Below are 5236 nucleotides of genomic sequence, written 5' to 3'. Positions count from 1 at the left end.
CGTGTGCGCGGTCTGCGCCGAGCAAATCGTCTGGTATCTGGCGTCGGGGGTGAGCGACCCCCACGAGGGGCCCCCGCGCCCCCGCCCCGCCCCCCCCCCCCTTCTGGGAGGTGCGCTCTGAGAGGTGCGCTAGCCGCCGATCGCCGACATCGGGCGGTCGGGCTGCAGGAAGGACGGGTCGTCGAGACCGGATCCGGCCTTCTTGCCCCACATCGCCACCTTCCACAGGCGGGCGATCTCCTCGTCCCCGGCGCCGGAGCGCAGGGCCGCGCGCAGGTCCGACTCCTCGGTGGCGAAGAGGCACGTACGGATCTGGCCGTCGGCGGTGAGGCGCGTACGGTCGCAGGCGCCGCAGAACGGGCGGGTGACCGAGGCGATGACGCCGACCGTCGCCGGGCCGCCGTCCACGATCCAGCGCTCGGCCGGGGCGGTGCCCCGCTCCTCGGCGCCTTCCTCGGTGAGCGTGAAGCGGGTGCGCAGGGACTCCAGGATGTCCCCGGCGGTGATCATGCCGTCGCGCTTCCAGCCGTGCTGGGCGTCGAGCGGCATCTGCTCGATGAAGCGGAGCTCGTACTCGTTCTCCACGGCCCAGGCGAGCAGCTCGGGGGCCTCGTCCTCGTTGAGCCCCGGCATCAGGACGGCGTTGACCTTGACGGGGGTCAGGCCGGCCTCGCGGGCGGCGGCCATGCCGTCGATGACGTCGTGGTGGCGGTCGCGCCGGGTGAGGGTCTTGAAGACCTCGGGCCGCAGGGTGTCCAGGGAAACGTTCACCCGGTCCAGGCCGGCGGCCTTGAGGGCCTGCGCGGTGCGCTTGAGGCCGATGCCGTTGGTGGTCAGCGACATCTTGGGGCGGGGCTCCAGGGCCGCGCACTGCTCGACGATCCCGACGAGGCCGGGGCGCAGGAGCGGCTCGCCGCCGGTGAAGCGGACGTCCGTGATGCCGAGCAGGGTGACGGCGATGCGAATCAGCCGCACGATCTCCTCGTCGCTGAGCAGATCGGACTTGCCCAGCCACTGCAGGCCCTCTTCGGGCATGCAGTACGTACAGCGCAGGTTGCACCGGTCGGTGAGCGAGACGCGCAGGTCAGTGGCCACGCGGCCGTAGGTGTCGAGAAGCACTGTGGGCCCCCTCCCCTGTCCGGTTCGTAGAGGTTTGGTCCGCTATGGGTAGAGCGCGGACGTTATAAATGAGCCTACGCGAACCCTGCGGCGTGCAGGCGTGCCCGAATGACCTAGACGCGACGTGGCCATGTCGTAGGGAAATACGACACGGCCACGCTCGGTGTTCGGACTATTTCGCTCAGGCGCAGACTACGCGGCCCGGCCGGCCGGGGACCCCGGTCAGTGGGCACCGGTTCCGGTCAGAGAGCGGACTTCGAGCTCCGCGAACTTCTGCGGGTCGGCCTCCTCCTTGGAGAGGACGGTTCCCAGCCATCCCAGCAGGAAGCCGAGGGGGATGGAGATGATGCCCGGGTTCTCCAGGGGGAACCAGTAGAAGTCGGCGTCCTTGAACATCGAGGTCGGCTTTCCGGACACGACCGGGGAGAAGAGCACCAGGCCGACCGCGGTGACCAGGCCTCCGTAGATGGACCAGAGCGCCCCCTGGGTGGTGAAGCGCTTCCAGAAGAGGCTGTAGAGGATCGTCGGCAGGTTGGCGGAGGCCGCGACCGCGAAGGCCAGGGCGACCAGTCCGGCGACGTTGAGGTCGCGGGCCATGGCCCCGAGGGCGATGGCCGCGGCGCCGATGACCACGGTGGACCAGCGGGCCGCCCGTACCTCTTCCTTCTCGGTGGCCTTGCCCTTGCGGATCACGTTCACGTAGATGTCGTGGGCGAAGGACGAGGAGGAGGCCAGCGTCAGGCCCGCGACGACCGCGAGGATGGTGGCGAAGGCCACCGCGGAGATCACGGCGAGCAGGACCGCTCCGCCGGTGGAGCTCGCGCCGCCGCCGATCTCCTGGGCGAGCAGCGGGGCCGCGGTGGTGCCGGCCTTGTTGGAGGCGATGATGTCGGTCCGCTTGAGCAGGGCCGCCGCGCCGAACCCGAGGACGATCGTCATCAGGTAGAAGGCTCCGATGATGCCGATGGCCCAGTTCACGGACTTACGGGCGGCCTTGGCCGTGGGCACGGTGTAGAAGCGGATCAGGATGTGCGGCAGGCCGGCGGTGCCGAGCACCAGGGCCAGTCCCAGCGAGATGAAGTCGAGCTTGGTCAGCGAGTCCTTGCCGTACTTCAGGCCCGGCTCCAGGAACTTCACGCCCTGGCCGCTGTTGTCGGCGGCCTTGCCCAGCAGGTCGGAGATGTTGAAGTTGAACTTGAGCAGCACCAGGAAGGTGATCAGCAGGGTGCCCGCGATGAGCAGGACCGCCTTGATCATCTGGACCCAGGTGGTGCCCTTCATCCCGCCGATCGTGACGTAGAGGATCATCAGGACGCCGACCAGCGAGACGATCACGATCTTGCCGAGGTCGCTGGTGATGCCGAGGAGCAGCGAGACGAGCACGCCGGCGCCGGCCATCTGGGCGAGCAGGTAGAAGATCGAGACGACGATCGTGGAGGTGCCGGCGGCGGTCCGTACGGGGCGCTGGCGCATCCGGTACGCGAGCACGTCGCCCATCGTGTAGCGGCCGGAGTTGCGCAGCGGCTCGGCGACGAGGAGCAGCGCGACCAGCCAGGCCACGAGGAAGCCGATGGAGTAGAGGAAGCCGTCGTAGCCGAAGAGCGCGATGGCTCCGGCGATGCCGAGGAAGGACGCGGCGGACATGTAGTCGCCGGAGATGGCCAGGCCGTTCTGGAAACCGGTGAACTGGCGGCCGCCCGCGTAGAAGTCGGCGGCGCCCTTGGTCTGGCGGCCGGCCCAGATCGTGATGGCCAGGGTGGCCACGACGAACAGCCCGAACAGGGTGATGATCAGCGGGCGGTGCTCGGTGGCGCCGGCGGCGACCAGCAGGGGGGTGCTCACGCTCCGGCCTCCATCCGCGCCTTGATGGCCGAGGCCTTGGGGTCGAGCTTGGTGGCCGCGTGCCGCGAGTACAGGAAGGCGATCAGGAAGGTCGTCGCGAACTGGGCCAGGCCCAGCACGAGGGCGACGTTGATGTTGCCGAAGAGCCTGGTCCCCATGAAGCCCCCCGCGTAGTTGGAGAGCAGGACGTAGAGCAGGTACCAGGCGATGAACGCCACGGTGAGCGGAAAGGCGAAGGATCGGTGGGCGCGGCGCAGCTCGGCGAACTCCGGGCTCTGCTGGACGCGTACGAACTCTTCGGCCGCGGGGCTCGCCGGCGGCGCTCCCGCGCTGCCCGGGGGCGGCGCTGCTTCGGTGGTCACGGGGGACTCTCCTTGTGACGCGGATGCGGTGGGGACGACGGACAAAACAACCTCCGTGTGGGGGGACGGTGGCGCTGATCCCCCCTGTCAACGGCACGGCCGGCGCGTCGGGACGGTTCAACACCCTTTGTTTCGGCGGAAACTGATTTCTCGAACTGATGGCGCGAAGTCGAACGGCGGCACTAGGTTCGCGTGTCATGAACCCGTCGGGCGCGACCGCGCCCGCGCGGCTTTTTCACGATGATGTGGAGAACCCATGGCTCATCTGGGAACCGGTCACCGGCGGCGCGCCCTCGCCCTTCCGGTCGGCCTGGCGCTCACCGCCTCGCTCGCCTTCCTGCCCTCGGTGGCGGCCTCCGCCGCACCGCTCGGCAGCACGGCGGACGCGGCGGCCACCGCCACGCCCGACACCTCCGGACCCAAGCTGTCGTACGTGGCGAACCTGAACTCGTACGCCACGGTGACGGCGGCCAAGAAGGCCATCGAGCGGGCCGGCGGCACGGTCGTCATCGCCTATGAGCAGATCGGAGTGGTCGTCGCACACTCCCAGAACCCGGACTTCGCCAAGCAGCTCCGCGGACAGCGCGGCCTGTTCGTGTCGGTCGGCGCCACCCGTACGGCCCCGCTGACGACCGTGCAGACCACCGAAGAGGGCACGACGCAGAAGCTGAGCGCGGCGGAGGCCACCAGGGCGGCGGCGAGCGCCACGGAGGGTCAGGAGCCGCTGGAGCCCAACCAGTGGGACCTGCGGGCGATCAAGGCCGACGAGGCTCACAAGATCAACGATGGCAGCCCGGACGTCACGGTGGGGGTCATCGACACGGGTGTCGACGACACCCACCCGGATCTCGCGGCGAACTTCTCCAAGGAGCAGTCCGCCAACTGTGTCGGCGGCGTGGCCGACACCACCGACGGCGCCTGGCGTCCGTACGCCGACGGCAGCGACCACGGAACCCACGTGGCGGGCACCATCGCGGCCGCCCGCAACGGCATCGGCGTCAGCGGGGTCGCGCCCGGCGTGAAGGTCGCCGGCATCAAGGTGGCCGAGCACGGGACCAACCTCTTCTTCACCGAGGCGGTCGTCTGCGGCTTCATGTTCGCCGCCGAGAAGGGGATCGAGGTGACCAACAACAGCTACTACGTCGACCCCTGGTACTTCAACTGCAAGACGGACGACGACCAGAAGGCGCTGGTGGAGTCCCTCACCCGGGCGAGCAAGTACGCCGAGCGCAAGGGCGTCCTCAACGTCGCCGCCGCCGGAAACTCCAACTGGGACCTGTCGGGCGCCTCGATCACCGACAACAGCAGCCCCGACGACGCCACCCCGGTGCCGCGCACCATCGACCCGAAGGTCTGCCTGGACCTGCCCGCCCAGCTGCCGGGCGTGGTCACGGTGAGCGCGACCGGGGACAAGGGCTTCCGGTCGTACTACTCCAGCTACGGGCTCGGCGTCATCGACGTGGCCGCCCCCGGCGGCGACAAGTGGCAGATCCCGGCCACCCCGGACGCCAACGGCCGCGTGCTGTCCACCCTCCCGGGCGGCGGCTACGGCTACAAGCAGGGCACCTCGATGGCCACCCCGCACGTCGCGGGCGTCGCGGCCCTGCTCAAGAGCGCGCACCCGTGGGCCGCGCCCTGGCAGCTCCAGGCGATGCTGAAGGGGCAGGCGACGAAGACGGACTGCCCGACGCAGGTCTACGACGCCACGGGCGCGCTGATCGACGCCACCGCCACCTGCCAGAGCAAGTGGGGCCAGACGGGCTACTACGGCGCCGGCGTGGTCGACGCGCTGAAGGCCGTGAAGTAACACCCGGTACGCGTGGAGGGGGGGGCGGGGGGGGAGGGGCCCCCCCGCGCGGCCCCGCGCCCGCTGCTACACGAGACCGAGACGCCGAGACACCGGGGTAGCGCGG

4 protein-coding genes are annotated in these 5236 nt (G+C 69.9%); 1 reads left to right on the top strand and 3 read right to left on the bottom strand.

Annotated features, from left to right (window positions below; translation table 11 throughout):
• Positions 1-129: 129 nt before the first annotated feature.
• The 3 genes from moaA to ACFXDJ_RS34400 form a co-directional block, all read right to left on the bottom strand.
• Complete coding sequence (moaA, locus tag ACFXDJ_RS34410; protein WP_384663497.1) at positions 130-1119, bottom strand: GTP 3',8-cyclase MoaA; 990 nt, start codon at positions 1117-1119, stop codon at positions 130-132.
• 222 nt (positions 1120-1341) lie between these two features.
• Positions 1342-2961: a cation acetate symporter gene (locus ACFXDJ_RS34405; protein WP_384663496.1), complete on the bottom strand. Its 1620-nt coding sequence runs from the start codon at positions 2959-2961 to the stop codon at positions 1342-1344.
• Positions 2958-3323 (bottom strand): DUF485 domain-containing protein, encoded by a 366-nt coding sequence (locus ACFXDJ_RS34400; protein WP_384663494.1) that lies wholly within the window; start codon positions 3321-3323, stop codon positions 2958-2960. Before ACFXDJ_RS34400 ends, ACFXDJ_RS34405 begins: the two co-directional genes overlap by 4 nt.
• Positions 3324-3579: 256 nt before the next feature.
• Between ACFXDJ_RS34400 and ACFXDJ_RS34395 the strand changes: the two genes are divergently transcribed.
• Positions 3580-5130 (top strand): S8 family serine peptidase, encoded by a 1551-nt coding sequence (locus ACFXDJ_RS34395; RefSeq protein ID WP_384663492.1) that lies wholly within the window; start codon positions 3580-3582, stop codon positions 5128-5130.
• Positions 5131-5236 lie beyond the last annotated feature (106 nt).

Origin of the sequence: Streptomyces sp. NPDC059443 (genome assembly GCF_042750105.1) — a bacterium.
Taxonomy (GTDB): Bacteria; Actinomycetota; Actinomycetes; order Streptomycetales; family Streptomycetaceae; genus Streptomyces.
Note: the sequence above shows the minus strand (reverse complement) of the source record. Positions and strands in the feature narration are given on the sequence as shown.

Bases quoted from the DNA above. Each gene is read 5' to 3' on its own strand.
- ACFXDJ_RS34395 (WP_384663492.1), top strand. From the start codon at position 3,580: ATGGCTCATCTGGGAACCGGTCACCGGCGGCGCGCCCTCGCCCTTCCG.